17 protein-coding genes are annotated in these 16,671 nt (G+C 44.0%); 7 read left to right on the top strand and 10 right to left on the bottom strand.

What is annotated here, in order from left to right; genetic code table 11:
* Positions 1-6 precede the first annotated feature (6 nt).
* Positions 7-759 carry a LytR/AlgR family response regulator transcription factor gene (locus LZZ85_RS02230; protein WP_237868296.1) on the top strand — a complete coding sequence of 251 codons (753 nt, stop codon included), beginning with the start codon at positions 7-9 and terminating at the stop codon, positions 757-759.
* 439 nt (positions 760-1,198) lie between these two features.
* Here the strand turns inward: LZZ85_RS02230 and LZZ85_RS02225 are convergent, their stop codons facing one another.
* From LZZ85_RS02225 to LZZ85_RS02205, 5 genes are all read right to left on the bottom strand, one after another.
* On the bottom strand, positions 1,199-1,612 hold the full coding sequence (locus LZZ85_RS02225; protein WP_237868295.1) for a hypothetical protein: 414 nt from the start codon (positions 1,610-1,612) through the stop codon (positions 1,199-1,201).
* Positions 1,613-1,653: 41 nt separating this feature from the next.
* Positions 1,654-2,178, bottom strand: coding sequence for a hypothetical protein (locus tag LZZ85_RS02220; RefSeq protein ID WP_237868294.1), 525 nt, complete (start codon positions 2,176-2,178; stop codon positions 1,654-1,656).
* Complete coding sequence (locus LZZ85_RS02215; RefSeq protein ID WP_237868293.1) at positions 2,175-2,525, bottom strand: hypothetical protein; 351 nt, start codon at positions 2,523-2,525, stop codon at positions 2,175-2,177. Before LZZ85_RS02215 ends, LZZ85_RS02220 begins: the two co-directional genes overlap by 4 nt.
* 38 nt (positions 2,526-2,563) lie before the next feature.
* Positions 2,564-3,136, bottom strand: coding sequence for an RNA polymerase sigma factor (locus LZZ85_RS02210; protein WP_237868292.1), 573 nt, complete (start codon positions 3,134-3,136; stop codon positions 2,564-2,566).
* A 144-nt stretch (positions 3,137-3,280) separates the two neighbouring features.
* Positions 3,281-6,169, bottom strand: a complete 2,889-nt coding sequence (locus tag LZZ85_RS02205; RefSeq protein ID WP_237868291.1) for a TonB-dependent receptor — start codon at positions 6,167-6,169, stop codon at positions 3,281-3,283.
* 224 nt (positions 6,170-6,393) lie between these two features.
* Between LZZ85_RS02205 and LZZ85_RS02200 the strand changes: the two genes are divergently transcribed.
* Together LZZ85_RS02200 and LZZ85_RS02195 are read left to right on the top strand one after the other, a co-directional pair.
* Positions 6,394-7,035: a DUF5606 family protein gene (locus LZZ85_RS02200; protein ID WP_237868290.1), complete on the top strand. Its 642-nt coding sequence runs from the start codon at positions 6,394-6,396 to the stop codon at positions 7,033-7,035.
* Between the two features lie 111 nt (positions 7,036-7,146).
* Positions 7,147-8,877: a M3 family oligoendopeptidase gene (locus LZZ85_RS02195; protein WP_237868289.1), complete on the top strand. Its 1,731-nt coding sequence runs from the start codon at positions 7,147-7,149 to the stop codon at positions 8,875-8,877.
* A gap of 803 nt (positions 8,878-9,680) precedes the next feature.
* On the opposite strand, the gene LZZ85_RS02190 is transcribed toward LZZ85_RS02195, so the two are convergent.
* A complete protein-coding gene (locus LZZ85_RS02190) occupies positions 9,681-10,097 on the bottom strand; it encodes a Fur family transcriptional regulator (RefSeq protein ID WP_237868288.1) in 417 nt (138 codons plus the stop codon).
* A gap of 5 nt (positions 10,098-10,102) precedes the next feature.
* On the bottom strand, positions 10,103-10,696 hold the full coding sequence (locus tag LZZ85_RS02185; protein WP_237868287.1) for an SCO family protein: 594 nt from the start codon (positions 10,694-10,696) through the stop codon (positions 10,103-10,105).
* A 103-nt stretch (positions 10,697-10,799) separates the two neighbouring features.
* Between LZZ85_RS02185 and LZZ85_RS02180 the strand changes: the two genes are divergently transcribed.
* Positions 10,800-11,192: a MerC domain-containing protein gene (locus tag LZZ85_RS02180; protein WP_237868286.1), complete on the top strand. Its 393-nt coding sequence runs from the start codon at positions 10,800-10,802 to the stop codon at positions 11,190-11,192.
* 33 nt (positions 11,193-11,225) lie between these two features.
* On the opposite strand, the gene LZZ85_RS02175 is transcribed toward LZZ85_RS02180, so the two are convergent.
* Positions 11,226-11,996 carry a glycoside hydrolase family 25 protein gene (locus tag LZZ85_RS02175; RefSeq protein WP_237868285.1) on the bottom strand — a complete coding sequence of 257 codons (771 nt, stop codon included), beginning with the start codon at positions 11,994-11,996 and terminating at the stop codon, positions 11,226-11,228.
* A 168-nt stretch (positions 11,997-12,164) separates the two neighbouring features.
* Positions 12,165-12,791, bottom strand: coding sequence for a transposase (locus LZZ85_RS02170; RefSeq protein ID WP_237868284.1), 627 nt, complete (start codon positions 12,789-12,791; stop codon positions 12,165-12,167).
* 373 nt (positions 12,792-13,164) lie between these two features.
* On the opposite strand from LZZ85_RS02170, the gene LZZ85_RS02165 reads away from it, so the two are divergent.
* From LZZ85_RS02165 to LZZ85_RS02155, 3 genes are all read left to right on the top strand, one after another.
* Positions 13,165-13,506 carry a hypothetical protein gene (locus LZZ85_RS02165; protein ID WP_237868283.1) on the top strand — a complete coding sequence of 114 codons (342 nt, stop codon included), beginning with the start codon at positions 13,165-13,167 and terminating at the stop codon, positions 13,504-13,506.
* Between the two features lie 285 nt (positions 13,507-13,791).
* Entirely contained in the window at positions 13,792-14,943 is a 1,152-nt protein-coding gene (locus tag LZZ85_RS02160; RefSeq protein ID WP_237868282.1) for a sensor histidine kinase, read from the top strand.
* Positions 14,936-15,649: a LytR/AlgR family response regulator transcription factor gene (locus tag LZZ85_RS02155; RefSeq protein WP_237868281.1), complete on the top strand. Its 714-nt coding sequence runs from the start codon at positions 14,936-14,938 to the stop codon at positions 15,647-15,649. Before LZZ85_RS02160 ends, LZZ85_RS02155 begins: the two co-directional genes overlap by 8 nt.
* Positions 15,650-15,652: 3 nt before the next feature.
* Here LZZ85_RS02155 and LZZ85_RS02150 read toward each other — a convergent pair whose 3' ends face one another.
* Positions 15,653-16,558 (bottom strand): phosphate/phosphite/phosphonate ABC transporter substrate-binding protein, encoded by a 906-nt coding sequence (locus LZZ85_RS02150; RefSeq protein ID WP_237868280.1) that lies wholly within the window; start codon positions 16,556-16,558, stop codon positions 15,653-15,655.
* Positions 16,559-16,671: the final 113 nt, after the last annotated feature.

Raw genomic sequence — 16,671 nt, 5'->3', positions numbered from 1 at the left:
AATTGTATGCGAGCGATCATCATTGAAGACGAAAAGCCGGCAGCAGAAAAGCTGCAGAAAGCGATCCTGAAAGCAGACACCGGTATAGACGTTGTAGCAACACTCAGCAGCGTTAAATCTGCCATAGAATGGCTGGAAGAAAACGATATGCCCAATCTTCTGTTTATGGACATAGAACTAAGCGATGGCCTGTCTTTCAAGATCTTTGATGCAGTGAATATCACCAGCCCTGTTATCTTCTGTACAGCCTTCGATGAATACTGGCAGGAAGCTTTTGAACATAACAGTATTGATTATCTTCTGAAACCGGTCAGGCAGGAAAAGCTGGATGCCGCATTAAAAAAGTACGATAAATTAAAACAGCATTTCTCTGCCGATGTCCGGCAGTTCCTGCAATCGCGTCAGCAACAGTTGGCCGACTATAAGAAAAGGTTCCTGGTAAAACGCGGCACGGACTATATCAGTGTGAAAACCGATGACATCGCCTATTTCTATGCAACGCATAAGCTCGTGTGTATGATCGATCAGAAGAATCAAAAGTTTATTCTTGATCAGTCATTGTCCGAGATCGAAAAACAACTGGACCCTTCCATGTTCTATCGTGTCAACCGCAAGTATCTCGTACATCTCAATGCGATCAGAAAGATCAGGACCTTTCCCAAAAGTAAGCTACAGCTGGAGCTCGAACCCGAGATCAATGAAGACATTATCATCAGCCAGGATAATGTCACGGCATTTAAAGAATGGATGAGCAGCTAAGGTTTAAGGAGAGAAAAGAAGTTATGATCGAAACCTCTTTTCTTCGTTCATTTTATTATTTTGATTCAAGCTGCTGCAAGCGCTTTTCGAGATCATTCAATTTGTTCAACTGACTTTCCGTGGATTGACGATCATTCAGAAGTGTGTTCCACCGATTTGTTTGCTTCGATCATGACTTCCTGTTCCTATCTCATATTTCCATTATTGGCGATCCGCATGTGTTCTGCGAAACTCCGGCCTGAAGGTTGTGGCTTCCAAAAGAAAATATAAAACTGCCTTCATTTTCAGGCTTTAAAAAGTTTCGCTCATTTCTCTTTAAGAGAAATCCTTACATAGCAATTGATCTTCTGCTGTTCTTTTATCCTCCGGAAAACAAAAATCCCGGAGCCTTGAGAACAAGACTACCGGGATGGGTGTAACTACCATTAACCCTAAACTATCATTGACGATTTCCACCGCCACCACCTGGGCCACGACGTGGATTCAGGGCTGGTTCAATCTCATCTTTAAATTTCTTGAATTGTTCTTCTGTGAAAATCGTTTTGAGTTCTTTATCTCTTGCTTCTGTTACCGGAGCAAGTTTCGCCATCATTGCCTCCCTGTCAGGGCGCTCACCACCACTCATCAATTCTTCTCTTACTTTGTCCTGGCCTTTGTAGAATGTTGTAAAAGCTGCGTCTACTTTCGTAAGCTTTTCAGCATCCAGTTTGAATGCGCTGTCGATCTTTTCGTGTACAGTTTTTACTCTTTCTTCAACAGTGCGCTGACGGAAACCACCGCCTCCGCCGCCTTGTGCATTTACCATGATAACGCCAGCTACCATAAATGCGAGGAACAAACCGATCTTTTTCATATTTGACTTTTTTAGTTGATTTTTACTAAGAGGCTTATTACTTAGTTCTTTTTATCTGTTTTTGTACTGTCGCTATCCGATCTCCGTTGAGGTTTGCTCATTTTACTGAACATATTCTGGATAAGAGAGTCGTACTTCGGTAATTGATCAGGCGTGCAAAGTGTTCTGACCTTACGGAAATATGCGAATGTCTGCAGATCAAGCTTTGTTTGCTGGCGACCGATCTGTTCGGCTGCGTTTTCGGAGATCGAATCTGGAACATTTGATTCTTTCAGCAAACGGAACAGGCTATCTTTTACTCTGCGCATTTCGTCAAACATCGGACGGAGCGTTTCACGCTGTTTGTCCTTCATTTGTTTGTATTGCGAGAGCTGGTCTGCAGAAAAGCCCACATCTTTCTGCAGGGATTCATAAATGCCATTGGAATTGCCTTTTGAGTCCCATCGCGATTCCTGCTGCTGCTTCCCCGGCTTTTTGAACCACAGGAAGTAGCCGAGTACACCAATGTTGGTGAGCAGAAGAACGGCGATAATGATCAGAAGATTCTTATTTCCCGGTCTGCTCATGGTTGTACAAGGTTTTCATAATCAAAACTGCTGTTGCTTGCAATGATCGACTCACTGTCTGTGATCTGGACGCCCTGGTTAGCTCCCGCCACCGCCGTTGCATCCTGCAAACTGTTTTGTTTGAAAAGCACAAATAAGTTCAGGACAAGAATCGTTGTTAAACCAGCCATTGCTACCGCCGGTTTTGACAGAAAAGACCCTATTGATTCCCATACCGTCTTCTCTTCGCGCTGCAATCTGCCCATTACCCTGGAATACAACCATGGTTGCGCAGCTGCCCGCTGAATGCCGTCAAGGCCTTCCAGTGCTCTTTCAATTTTTGCGTCTATCGTCTTTTTATGTTCCATGACCTAAGATTTGACGTTGATTGGTAAAAAAACTTTTGCTATCCCTTCTCTTTATAATATACTTCTAATAATTTCTTCAAATTGATTCTCGCCCGGTGCATTAGCGACTCTACAGAAGATACCGTTGTTTTCATAACATCGCTAACTTCCTGATAACTAAGGCCTTCTACTTTATGAAGTGTAAATGCGATCCGTTGATTTTCCGGTAGTCCCGCGATGGCGGCAAAAAGAGCGGCCGCGTCTTCTTTTTTGTCAAGTACAACTCCCGGGTGGTTGAAATCCGGAGGATGGATCACAACCTCACTTTCTTCTCCGAACAGGCTTTTTACGAACGCAAATCGCTTTTTCCGCTTTTTCCGCCGCTCATGATCCAGTGATTTGGTAATGGTGATCCGGTAAAGCCAGGTAGAAAACTTTGAATCCCCTTTGAAAGAATTGATGGATTGATATACCTGAACAAAAACCTCCTGCGCAATATCTTCTGCATCCTCAGCATTTTGGACAATGCCTAGCGCCGTGTTATAAACCATATCCTGCCAATTCGCAACAATGGTTTTAAACGCGGTCTCATCTCCTTGTTTTAACTGGTTGACCAGTATTCTCTCGTCCAAGCCCTGATTTTTTTGCAAAAACGATATTACGCAAATTTTAAAGCAAAAAGTCAAAATTAAAAAGTAAAAAACGTGCCCCCTATGAAAGGTATTTTACCTTGCAGGGAGTTTATTTTTTACTTTTTAATTTTGACTTTTAATTGCTTAGAAGTTCATCATCGGGCGACCTCCGCCTCCCTGAGGCCCTCTTGACGGTCTGGCTGTTCCAAAGTTTTTTAAGCTGTATGTAAATGTCAGCATGAAATATTGCTGTAAAACATTATTCTGCTCATCAACAATTTCGAGGCCTGTTACTGTTCTTGTTACACTTTGGTTTTGCTTAAGCAGATCGAATACAGAAAGCTTCAATTCCCCCGCACGGTTTTTCAGGAACTTTTTACCAAATCCTGCATTCCACAACACAAAGTTCGTGTTAAGCCCTTCCGCAAGACCTGTGTTGGACTGATAGATCACATCGTTCTGAATAAACCATCCATTCTTTGTCAACAGGTTCACCTGTCCGCCCACGGCCTGGTTTACATAACTGTTATCACCGGTTGATTGTGTGGTTGTATTCGCATTATTGATCCTCGCATTATAAGACAGGTTGAAATCGACAAATTCGCTGATATTACTTGCCACAACCAGTCCTCCGCTATACACAAAATTGTTCGTGACAGTCTGTTCCTGGTTGAACAGGCCCGGGAGCCTGTTATAAGTAAACCCTGCATTAAGGTTGATGGTAGACTTGATAAAGTTGACAGGCATGCTGTACGTAAAGAATGTACTCAGGCTTTTGTATCCATCCAGGTTTACCGGCTTTGTCAGCTGAGATCCTCTTTTAAGTTCTGTTCCGGGAGCAATGGTCGAGTCGCCCAGACGCGGAGAGAAGATCGCGCTGGTAATATAATCCTGTGCTGTTTGTAAAAAGATGTTTGCAAAAAAGGTTTGACCCTTTTGCGTGTTGGTGAAAGTGTACCTGCCTGATACAAAATGAGTGTACGACTGTTTCAGACCAGGGTTTCCCATTGAAACACGCAACGGGTTGCTGATGTCAACCACATCCTGCAATTGTGTAACAGACGGGAAGTTCACGTTCGCCCGATAGAAGATCCTGAAGCTGTTCTTCGCATTCATTCTTTTGCTCCACATCAGGTTTGGCAGGAAGTTATTGAACGACTGGTCAACCGTTGTCGGAGTGGGCAGGATCCTGTCACTCTGCAGTCTTGAATTCTGAAAATTCACGCCTACCGAGAATTGATTGTCTCTTGACGGTCCGAGCCTGTAAGTCAGACCACCATTCTGTGTGGTCACCGTATTATCAAACCTATTGGAAAGTGCCGGATCAAATACAGAATACTTATCTGTAAAAGGCTCATAAGCAAACGTTTGCTGGTCAGCCTTATTCTTCTGATAAGACGGGTTATAGCTGAACTGCAATTGTCCTTTACCGATCGGTTCTGTATAGGAGAAATTAGCAGAAAGATTATAACCACTTGTCGGATTATCCCTGTACTGGTTCTGCAAAGAATCTGTTGGAGGATTTGAATCGAAGAAACGGTATGCCACATTGTTGAAGCTTTCGCCATTATTCTTGTTGAACGTGGTATTCAGGTTCAGCGAGAAAGTGCGGCCTCTTTTTTTGAAGTTGTGGCGATAGAGAATGTTGTTCCTGATATTGTATCCATCCCGGTTTGAGCGGCTGATGTTGTCAGATGTATTGAGCGAATCATTCAATCCATAGTAGGTTTTACCGATCGATTGTGAAACAGACTCATTGTTCTGGAAACTGAGGCTTGGGTTGATAATGATCGAATTGCTTGAGTCTATCCGGTACTCCAAACGCATATTGAAGCGATGGTTCGTATTTGTTGTTGATGACCGGCTATTCTGATCGGTGAACTGTGTTTTGATATCAACAGGCAGCTGGCTTCTAACGATCCTTTCATTCGTGGTTGTGCTGTTATTAAAGAAATAACTGGCTTGCATATCTACTTTCTTACCGTATTTATCGGAGAAGTTGATACCGACGGAATTCGTTTTGCTGATACCGCTTTGCTGGCCGACAGAAAAGTTATTTCCACCACCACCAAAGTTGCCACCGCCGCCGCCAAAGTTACCGCCACCGGCTCCACCACGACCGCCACCGCCGCCGCCGAAATTACCACCGCCGCGGTTATTGCCACTGCTTGTAACGCCTAACAGGTCCTGTGAAGCGAAGTTCTGCTGATTGATATTATTGAAATTTCCGACGAAAGAAAGACGTCTGTCTCCTTTGAAAAAGCTCACGTTACCGCCGGCAGAGTACCTTTCATCTGTTCCATATCCGGCGAAAATTCGGCCGAACTGACCGTTTTTAATTCCAGATTTTGTAACAATGTTCAATGCCTTTTGGGAGTTTCCATCATCAAACCCGGTAAATGCAGCCTGATCACTCAGACGATCAAAAACCTGGATCTTATCTACCACATCGGAAGGCAGGTTACGAAGAGCCGCGGTTGCATCATCACCAAAGAATTCACGGCCATCAATCGTTACTTTCCGGACCTGTTCGCCCTGGGCAGTTACGGTACCATCGCGGTCCACGGTAATTCCCGGCATTTTCTTGATCAGGTCTTCTGTTGTTGCGTCAGGGTTTACTTTGAATTGACTAGCGTTCAACTGAAGTGTATCTCCTTTTTGCTGTGCGGGGGGCACTTTTGAGACAACGGTCACCCCTTCGATCTCTTTAACAGACTTTGGAATAAATAATGTTCCCAGGTTGATCTGGGGAATGGAATCATTAGTGGCCACGATCTGACGATATTGGGCATAACCACTATAGTTCACTTTTACGAAAAAAGAATCGATCGGCAGGTCGCGGAACAGAAAAACACCTGTGCTGTCCGATATTTCATTGTATGATTTGGTCGAATCCTTCAGGGATGAAATTGTAACGGTCGCGCCCTGGAGCGGTTTACTGTCGACAAGGTCTACAAGTTTTCCCTTAACACTTTGAGAATGAGCGGATAGAGTAGACACCAATAACACGGAGAAAAGTAATCTTAAATGCATCTTATATTGTTATTACGTGTATAGGACGACGAATTTCGTAACAACTTTCGCCCATACCCGGAATGCAGCAAAAGTTCAGCCATGGTATTTCGTACTTTGTGGCCCGATATTTTCAGGAAAAAACGCCGCATGAGCCAACGTTCTTTGGGAAAATTAAGACAGCTTTTACCCATTTCGCAGAACTCAAGTATCTTGCAGCTCCTTTAAACTTGTAAGAAGAAATTATGGAGTATAGTAAACTTGTCGCCGTAACCGGTTTGCCCGGGCTGTATGAACTGATCAGTAGTAAGAATGATGGAGCTATTGTCCGCTCTCTGGATGATAACAGCACCAAATTCGCATCATCACGTATTCACAACTTTTCACACCTGGAAAGTATAGAAGTATACACAACAGGGGAGAATGTGAACCTCGTGGAAGTGTTTAATGCAATGGATAAAGCCGGCGGCACTTTACCTGACGGAAAAGACAATGCAGCATTGAAAAAATATTTCGAGAACGCCTATCCTGAACTGGACTTTGAGCGTGTATATGCAAGCGATCTGAAAAAGATGGTTAAATGGTTCGACGTTCTCAAAAAGAAGAATGTTGAGATCAAATTGTCTGAACTTCCTGCGGAAGAAGAAGTCGCTGAAGCCGAAGAAGTAGCCGTGGTTGAAGAAACTCCAAAGAAAAAAGCAGCCGCTAAAAAAGAAGAGAAGGAAGAAAAGGCTGAAGCGCCTAAAAAGAAAGCTGCTGCGACGGAAGAGCCGGCTAAAGAAAAAACAGCGGCTAAGAAAAAAGCTACTGCTAAAAAGGAAGATACAGAAGACAAAGCTGAAGCGCCAAAGAAAAAAGCGGCAGCCAAGAAGAAGTCAGCAGAGTAATCCTTTAGCTGCACATTCACCCTTTCAGTACTTTTTTCTGCCAAATATTTTAAGCTACAAACCCAACAACCCTGGATGTTTGTAGCTTTTATTTTTTAAACCCAAACATTTATGACATACAGTGCGGATATAAAAAAGCTGCCCCGCCATTTTCTGCCGAAGGATTTTGAAGTGAAAGATTGGGCAAGCCTTGAACCTTATTTCACGAACCTCCTTGAGAGACCCATCGACTCTGCATCTTCCCTTGAACAATGGTTGAAAGATCTTAGCGAACTTGAATCGATCGTAAGCGAAGATGCCTGCTGGCGCCAGATCAAAATGACCTGCGATACAGAAAATAAAACACTCGAAGAGGCTTTTAATTTCTTCATGATGGAAATTCAACCGAAGATCCAGCCACTCGCAGATCAGCTGAATAAGAAATTGGTTGAAAGTCCTTTTGCAGCCGAACTTGACAGTAAGAAGTTCTTTACGTATCTCCGAAATGTCAGAAAGAATATCGACCTGTTCCGAGAAGAGAACATCCCACTGCAGGCATCCCTGGCTGTAGAAGCGCAGCGGTTTGGAATGATCTCCGGAAAGATGACCATTACCATGAATGGGCAGGAATACACGCTGCAGCAGGCCACGAAATTCCTGGAAGACCCAGACCGTAGCATTCGCGAACAAGCATACAGAAAAATAAATGAACGCCGGTTGCAGGATAAAGAAGAACTGAACGGGCTTTACAGTTCCCTCCTGCAAAAGCGAAACCAGGTGGCCAGGAATACAGGTTTTTCAAACTACCGCGATTTCCGCTTTGCTGAATTGGGAAGGTTCGATTACTCTAAAGAGGATTGCTTCCAGTTTCATGAAGCAGTGAAATTGCATGTAATGCCACTGGTCAATCAGCTGCTTGAGGCTAAAAAGAAAAAGCTGGGGCTTGATACGCTTCGTCCATGGGATGTTGAAGCAGAGCCAGCAGGAGTGCAGCCTCTTCGCCCGTTTACTACGGGAGAGGAACTGGTGGCTAAAACAATTGACTGCTTCCGTACTATGCGCCCGTTCTTTGGAGACTGCCTGGAAATGATGAGAAACATGGGGCATCTGGACCTTGAAAGCCGCAAGGGTAAGGCTCCGGGTGGCTATAATTGCCCTTTGGCAGAAAGTGGTGCGCCTTTTATTTTCATGAATGCTGCAGGCCAACTGGATGATGTCACCACCATGGTACATGAGGGCGGACATGCCATCCATTCTTTTCTTGCCCATCCGCTTGAATTGAATGGTTTTAAAGAATATCCAACCGAGATCGCGGAAGTGGCCAGCATGAGCATGGAATTGTTCAGCATGGACAGCTGGCAGGTGTTCTTTGATAACAAAGAAGAACTTACCCGGGCAAAAGAACAGCAACTGGAGCGGGTAATAACCATTTTCCCATGGATTGCGACAATAGATAAGTTTCAGCACTGGATCTATGAAAACCAAAATCATACGGATGCTGAAAGAGTCTCAAACTGGCTTAGAATTCTTGATGAGTTCACCTCCCCGGTGATCGATTTCTCCGGCTTATCATCTTACCGGGAACACTCCTGGCAAAGGCAACTACACCTGTTCGAGGTTCCATTCTATTATATCGAATACGGAATCGCACAGCTTGGTGCAATCGGTTTATGGCAACAATTCAAAGCTAATCCGGACGCGGCTATTAATAATTATATAACAGCGTTACAACTTGGAGGAACACGAACTTTACCGGAGCTTTTCCAGGCGGCCGGGCTGAAATTCGACCTTTCACCCGACCATATCAGTGGATTAATGCAATTTGTAAAATCGGAACTGGACAATTTGCACCCGGAGGGCTAAAAAATACCCCCAAAGTGGTATGAGACAAATTCGGAAATCTCGTTTCCCCGCGTTATTTTTGAATAGGAATTAAGTTTCATCTAATTATACGCGTCTCGATTCAATTTGCGGCCGTATTTTAAAATAGCTACTAATCAGAGCCTTAACCTAAGTCCCTGTATTTCTATACAGGGGCTTTTTATTTTTAAGGAGGCCGGCGAATGGGAAAAGAGGGATCATGTTGAAAAGTTGGGGGATGGTCCACAAATGGCTTGGGTTGAAATGTTCCGGATGAGCATCGCTCGCATAAACTTCTGCCGGATCTTGCACCGTAGCGAAGCGGAGAAGGAAACCTGGACCAGTCGCTCAAAAGATTTATCGCCCTCAGCGTGTCAGCTTGTCACCATTTTTCACTGCTTAAAATCCCGTCAAACTTTGGACGGCCAAAGGACGACCAAGAGACGAACTAACGACGACTAACAAGCATTTCAAAAACACGCGGAGTTTGACCCTGAATGATTATTATCAGGCAACACCTCAACTGCTTCGCGTGCCAGAATGTCGTATCTAAGTGGCATATATCTCTTCAAGGCGTGCTCACTTTTTTTGTACCCGATCAGGTAGCTATCGCTTAAAAACCTGTAAGTGGACAAGTGATAATAACCCGTTTGCAGCATACCGCCAAGCCTGATTACATCAGGCGAGGGCCCGAAGCAAAAGCAAAAACTTTAAACTTTTAAACCATTAAACACTTAGACACTTAGACAACCATTCCACAACTTCATACGCTCTTTTTCCTTCTTTCCTCTTATTGACTCTTAGCGTTAGGAGCAATGTTTACAAACACCTTTAACCACCACCTCGATATGTTCCTGGGAATAGCCGGAGGGTAATTTAATGGTAGGGGTTACAACATCGTCAAGGCAGAATGTATTGTTGCATTCGTTGCAAACAAAGTGAACATGATGATCATGATGATGGCCCGATGCACAATCATCCTTGCAGAGTGCATACCGGATAGAGTTGTCCGAGGTTGGAATAGTATGGATGATCCCCTTCTCTACAAAAGTTTGTAACGTGCGATAAACGGTAACACGATCGAATTTTTCTCCCGCTTTTTTTTCTATATCACCATGCGCAAGCGCACCTTCCTGCTCGAGGAAAAGCTGAAGTATCTTCTCTCGGCTGGCGGTAACGCTCAGCTGACTTTTCTTGAGTAGTTCTTTGATATCGCTATTCATAGACGTTACTTTCCAAGCAATTTTTCAATGTCTTTTTCCATTTCCCTGATCTCACTCGGCTTCAAACCATCATAGATCTTTTTGACCTCACCTTTCTGGTTAACCAATGCCCAGAACTGCGTATGCATAAAATCATCTTCAATACTCTTGAGATTGTTTGCCGGGTCATCGATCGTATAGCTCGTTCTCGCCATGGTGTAAAGACTGTCCTTGCGGCCGGTGAGGAAGATCCACTGTTTGGTATCTACCTGCATGGAATCTGCGTAATGTTTTAACTGCGCTACCGAATCAACTTCGGGCTGACAGGTATGGGAGAGGATCAGAAAATCTTTCTCCCCTTTGAATTTGTCATAAACCTGCCGCATATTCCTGTTCATCGTAGGACAGATTCCCGGACAGGTAGTAAAAAAATACTCCGCCACATAAACCTTGCCTTCAACATCTTTATCCGTCACTTTCTGACCATCCTGGTTCGTAAAAGCAAAAGGTTGAACCACAGAGATCGTATCTTTTTTTACCAGCCATTTTTTTACGGACAGGAAAAAAACCAGGACCAGTACGGCGAAAAAGCCGGTGTATAACTTCCATTTTTTTGACATATACCTGTTTGTGCCGCAAAGTTACCACAGGACCATCATTTTGCCACATTCAGATCTATTTTTTGCAACAGCGTTGCTTTTATCCTTATATTTGCCGTCCATTATGCAAGGAAGAATAAATTGGGACGCTTTAGGTATCACGGCTTCTGTCGCGTGCGCTATTCATTGCGCGGTATTGCCGCTGTTTCTGTCATCCCTTCCGTTGTTTGGCATAAACATCATCCATAATATGGTCTTTGAAGCCGTTATGGTGCTTCTTGCTTTCTGTATCGGCGCATATTCACTCTATCATGGATACAGGAAGCATCATCACAACAAATGGCCTTTTATCTTGTTCAGCGTCGGGATCATTCTTTTGATCATAAAGCTGTTTTTCGTTCATTATGATACCTGGTTGCTGATCCCGGCTGTGATCCTCATTGTTACCGCCCACTTCACTAATTACCGCAAATGCCGGATCCATGATCATGCGCATGCGGATGATTGCGACCATTGATCTGAGCGCAATAAATTCAATTGGGAAAATGTTCTAAGGAACGAGCAGCGCTTTGAAGTCGGTTGAGTCTCCTTTGAATACATTGAAATCCACCTTTGCCGTTATTCCGTTCACGTTACCCTGATCATTGTGCTGCCAGAAAGACCAGCTTCTCTCTATGCGTGGTTGTTCCTGCTGATAGTAATGAGCCACCCAGAGAGGGTATTTATCGAAATCAGCACCAAGGTTTTGCTTGTAGAAGTCAACATTTGTGTAGATCACCGGTTTCACTCCGTAATACGCCTCCACTGTTTCCAGCCATTTCTTTACTTCTTTTTGCAAACGTGCTTTGGGCACGCCAAAGCGTTGTTCAACATCCAGGACAGGAGGGAGATCGCCCGATTCCAGCTCAACGCGTTTGATAAAATTCTCCGCCTGTAATTTCCCGTCCTTACTGGCAATAAAGAAATGATAAGCCCCCCTGATCATTTCACTCGATTTCGTCTTTTTCCAGTTACGCTGAAATTGAGGATCCATATTCCCGATGCCTTCTGTTGCCTTGATAAATGCAAAGCCAAGCTGTACATCATGGACCTGCATTTTCTTCACTTCTTCCCAGGCAATAATATTCTGATACCGGGATACATCAATACCATGGATCGTATAGTTGTTCGGAATGGTGATCCCGAATTCAGGATAGCGGGTAAACTTCACCTGGCGATACATCAACCATTTGTAAATAAACCAACCCGCAACGGAGACGAAGAGGAGAACTGAAAGAATAAATATAGCGCGTAAAACCTTCTTTTTAGGGCGGGTGGCCATGCAGGGACTTCGCTTTTGTCTGAGCGACAAATATAGGTATTATGAGGGATAGGACGATTGACGGTGAACCCTGGGACCAGGCAGTCATTTAAAACTGGATAGATCTTTAAACGTCATCGGTCCGGGTGAAGTTTTGCTTAAGCCAGGAAGCTCGTGTGTGATCCTTCATTAATTCCGCACGTGCTTCACCAGAAAACTTCCACTGAAGCTTTCGGATGCTGCCAGCAGCTGTTCGATCGAAGGGAGTTTTGTAATGTTGACAAGGCCACGGGAACCTGCATAATCGCGGGCGGAGCTATATGGAAAATCGGGTGCGTGGTCAACAAACCTTTCGCGAACCGGATTTTCATGGATGTACTCATAATATTCAACGAGGCCAGCGGGCTTATCCATTTCTATTATGCTGCGACTGCTGCGATTCTGCCAAATATTATACTGACGGATCTTACCAGGATCGTTTACATACCCTTCAAAACGTTTCAACATCCAGTCCTTCCTGGTTTCCGGCTCTGTTTCCATTGCCGCAAGGATCTTTTGTGTGGTGAATGCTTTGTATTCCTGTTCGATCTCTTCTATTGAATAACCATCCTGTGGCTGAACGAGAAGATGAAGATGATTGGTCATTAAACACCATGAAAATACGACGAGGCCTTTGCTGTCGATAAAATGGTTCAGTGTATGTACGATCACCTGCTTATAAACCGGGCGGATAAAAATATCAACACAGTCCACCGTGTTCAGGGTGAGAAAATGGCTGGCTTGCTTTCCTGGTTGGTACATGTCATGATTCCACATATAATCAGTTTTACGCTAAAAAAATACTACCTGGACAAACCTTGACCTGCAATTGGCAAATGCTGTTCCAAACAGGAAAAATGTGAATAACTCGGCCGGGCAAGCAGCGTAAACGAAATGAATTAGCCTTTTATCGACAGCCATTAGCCGTAAAACATCCCCTTTATCGACTAAACGCATGTTTTCGATGATAAACGTCCTTTTTAGCGTACATACATCGCTTGTCCACTGTCGGTCATTCTATGGCAGAGTAATGCATCTGTTCATCTATTATCAAATTTCTCCGTGATTTTCATGCGTAGCTTCATATTGTTAAAGAGGAACGATACAACGCCCGCGGATCCTGATTTTTGAACAATTAACCATTAAACCAATGAAAAAAATGATCACCTGTGGCCTTCTTATCGCCATATTTATGCTTAGTACTCTTGTTGCTCCGGCGCAGGAACAAACAATTTACAAACCCAAATGGGCTTCTGATAAAGGCTATTGGGTTGTCGAAGGAAATGTCAAAACTCCCCTGAACCACATCGTTCGGTTTTATAACAATAACGATGTGCTTATTTATGCTGAAAATATTGAAGGAGTTAAATTGAACACAAACAAACGTAAGGTAAAAATGAAATTGAAACGGGCTCTTGAATCCGCTCTTCTGGCATTCGAGAATAAAGAACAGAACATGGAAGGCCTGGCGCTTGTGAAAAGTACTCTCTAAGATATACCTCGTGATTGTGGTTACTCACCGCGGTGAGTCAGACCCTGCTCTGTCCATACAGAATGGGGTCTTTTTTTGTTCGTAGGAAGGTGTTGGCAGGGAGATCATCACCGTTGGTCTGTCACTGTCTTTGCGCGTAGCAATGCCCGTGATCGTCGGGCGAATACCATGACTTTCGGCTACCGGACATCTTCTGCGCCGTTTGTCGCCGGAAACCAGCCGTATAGCGATAAACGGCTATAAGCTCATGCCGATCGAAGCATGCGTTGTATTTTTAATACAGATATGGGTCGCTATCCTTTTATATTTTCAGATGAACGAAAATACCGCCTGCGGCGGCATCTGCTGTTCTGGATCACCTGGTGGCTTTTCCAGGGATTTCTTTATTCGTTCGTTGCCATGTACAGTGCACAGGCATTCCTGCAACGCCTGCCGCTTTCCTTACTGGAGTCACTGATCTTTCTGGTAGTGCACATGTTCCTGTCTTATTCATTGATGTACTTCCTGATCCCGAGATATATTCTGAAACAGAAATACCTCATGAGTGCTATAGGGGTGGCCATTCTTGCGCTCGCTGCTGCCGGCCTTTCTGCCACGATCGCTCTCACGATAGTTGAGCCGATCAGACTGGCTATTTCCGGTGAATCTTACTACAGACCTCCCCGTGGCTCCTGGCTTTCTATCCATCTTTCTCTTATGGCAGGTCTCCGCGGCGGGCTAACTATTGCCGGTGTTGCGGCTGCAATCAAACTGATGAAATCTCTTTATCTGAAAGAACAGCGAAATCTTCAACTGCAAAAAGAAAACGTGGAAAGCCAATTGCAGCTCTTAAAGGCACAGGTTCATCCACACTTCCTTTTTAACACGCTGAACAATATTTATTCCTACACACAGAATACATCCCCCGAAGCATCCAGGTTGGTAACCGGTCTTTCTGATCTGCTTCGATTCATTCTTTATGAGTGTAATCAACCACTTGTTCCTCTTTCCCAAGAGTTAAAGATGATCAGGGATTATATTGAATTGGAAAAAGTTCGCTATGGGAATGCATTGGATCTGCATGTCGACATACCGGAAGACACGAACGATCTTCAGATCGCACCGTTGCTTGTTCTTCCCCTGATCGAAAACAGCTTTAAACATGGTACCAGTCGCATTCTTGAACAACCCTGGATCAATCTGCAGATCACTCTGAAAGGTGATATGATGCGAATGAAATTAATGAACGGGAAATCAGCGGAATCCCAAATCATCGAAAGCGCATCTGGTATCGGAGTCAGAAATGTTGAGAAGCGGCTTGAATTATTATATCCGAACAAACACGATCTTGTGGTCACAAATGATGATGATGTATTCATTGTGAACCTGAAAGTCGAACTTGAACCAATGGCGGGCAACTCCATTCATACAAACAAAACCGGATCATCCCATGGCTGAACAAAATCTCATCCGTTGCCTGGTTGTGGACGATGAGCCGCCAGCGCGCGAGATCATTCGAAGGTATATAGAACAAATTCCCGGGCTACAGTTCTCCGGCGAATGCGGTAATGCTCTTCAGGCATTTGCCTTTTTGCAAAAGAATTCCGTTGACCTGATCTTTCTTGATATAAGAATGCCTCAACTAAATGGCAATGATTTCCTTAAAACACTAAAGTTTCCGCCAAAAGTAATATTTACGACAGCATTTGCAGAGTATGCGCTGGAAGGCTATGAACTCGATATTGTGGACTATCTCCTTAAGCCAATTCAGTTCGACCGTTTTCTTAAAGCTGTCGATAAGGCATTTCAACTCTCACAGACAAAGCCCGAACCGGCCGGGGTGGAGGAAAAGAAAAACGACTCATTTGTTTATTTCCGTGCTGACCGGAAAATGATAAAAGTAATGCTGCGCGATGTGCTCTATATCGAAAGCATGAAGGATTATATCAAAGTGATCACAAATACGGAAACGATCATTACCAAGCAATCCATCAGTTCCGTGGAAGCAATGTTGCCGGAACGCGAATTCGTCAGGATACACAGATCGTATATCGTTTCGTTGACACAGATCAAATCGTTTACTTCGGAGATCATTGAGATCGGAAAAACAGAACTGCCCATTGGCAAGCTTTACCGGAACGAAGTGCTTAAACTACTCGTATAATTATCATTCTGCAAACTGACGAAGGATGCGCTCAAGATCCTTTTGATTTCCCAAAACTTTCCTGAACGGGTTGTAGAAAGAATCGGTGATCGTGATATATTTTGTTGCCTGTTTTGCTTCCGACCATCCGGCTTTTATTGCATTAAGCGATTCCGGATCTTTTTCATTCAACTCAAGAAAAGCCCTGCTTAATGTTTCTATATCTTGCTTTGACAGTTTATTATTAAACAATACAGGTCCGAGAGGGATTTCGGGAGAAACCCAAACAAGACGAAGCTTTGATGCATTTGCTGAATCTCTTTCAAGATACCGCTGGTACTCCGTCAATCCCATTGTTGCAAGATCCGCTTCATTATTTAATACCGCATCGATCGCCCTGGCATGAGTGCCTGCATACATTACTTTCGCAAAAGATTGCTCCGCATCTTTGATCCCGGCATAGCTAAGCGCCAGCCTTGGTAGCATATTACCAGAAGTGGAACCTTTTGCAACAAGCGCCAGCCTTGTATCAGCAGCAGATTTTTTTACGTCTTCCAACGCTGTGATCGTTGATTTTGTCGAAGAGAGAAAAGCCGTTTTGTAATTATCCTTTGCATCTTCCCTGATCGCAAGCGTGAGTAAGGGGCGCATTGGATACGGCTTGTCAGCTACCTGTAAAAGGAAATACCCGAATGTATTGATGAGCGCAACGTCTGCCTCATTATTCCTGATAGCATCTATAAATGCATGTACCGTCGGGTAACTTTTCACCCGGGTGTCCAGTCCATATACAGTTTTCAAATGCTTCGCGAACGGTTCTATATTAGCGATTCGATCATTATCTGCATACTGATATGTGGCAATCCTTATCTGTGCTGACAGACCAGAAAGCAAAAACAACAATAGCGTGGAAAAGGCAAATCTCTTCATTTTACAAAATTAACTGGCCAGCCCAACGAGGGAAGCATAAACGGTTCAATTGGGCGAAATAGCCGTTCAACGGTCATTCAGCGAGATAAATCCGCTCCTGACTTATGAAACCT

The sequence above is a fragment of the Terrimonas ginsenosidimutans genome (assembly GCF_022012415.1).
Lineage (GTDB): Bacteria > Bacteroidota > Bacteroidia > Chitinophagales > Chitinophagaceae > Terrimonas_A > Terrimonas_A ginsenosidimutans.
Note: the sequence above shows the minus strand (reverse complement) of the source record. Positions and strands in the feature narration are given on the sequence as shown.